Origin of the sequence: Streptomyces pacificus (assembly GCF_011766325.1) — a bacterium.
Lineage (GTDB): Bacteria > Actinomycetota > Actinomycetes > Streptomycetales > Streptomycetaceae > Streptomyces > Streptomyces pacificus.
On sequence record NZ_BLLG01000068.1, the window covers coordinates 1 to 741 of the forward strand.

General features: G+C 73.3%; 1 protein-coding gene. It reads right to left on the bottom strand.

All coding sequences use genetic code 11. The features are described 5' to 3' along the window. A partial coding sequence (locus tag SCWH03_RS28275; protein ID WP_173267773.1) for a ketoacyl-synthetase C-terminal extension domain-containing protein occupies positions 1–741 on the bottom strand: 741 nt, incomplete at both ends.

Consider the following 741-nt stretch of genomic DNA (forward strand, 5'->3'; position numbering starts at 1 on the left):
CCTCACGCAACCCCGGCTCAAGCCGGGCCAGCACCTCGTCGAGCGCCTCCGCGAACACCGGGAACCGCCCGTACAACTCCCGCCCCATCCCGGTCCACTGCCCACCCTGCCCCGAGAACAGCAGCGCGACCTGCCGCTCGGTGGCCTCGCCGCGCGCGATCTCCACGCCGTCCGCGACGACCACCCGGTGCTCGAAGCGGGTGCGGCCGGACGCGAGGGAGTAGGCGATGTCGAGGGGGCTTCCCTCGGCGGTGGCGAGGCGGGCGAGCTGGTCGGCGAGCGCCTGCTCGGTACGGCCCGAGACGACGGCGGGCACGACGGCGGGCGTGGTGCCTGCCGGTTCGCCGGAATCGGGGGCCCCCTCCGGGGCCTGCTCCGGGGCCTGCTCGATGATGAGGTGCGCATTGGTGCCGCTGACGCCGAAGGACGACACACCGGCCCGGCGCGGGTGGCCGGTGGCCGGCCAGGGGCGGCGTTCGGTGAGGAGTTCGACTTTTCCGGAGTCCCAGTCGACGTTGCCGGACGGTGCGTCGAGGTGCAGCGTGCGGGGCACGACGCCATGACGGAGTGCCATGATCATCTTGATGACGCCGGCGACACCGCCTGCCGACTGCGGGTGGCCGATGTTGGACTTGATCGAGCCCAGCAGCACCGGGGTGTCGCGGTCCTGGCCGTAGGTGGCGAGGACCGCCTGGGCCTCGATGGGGTCGCCGAGCGTCGTGCCGGTGCCGTGCGCCTCGA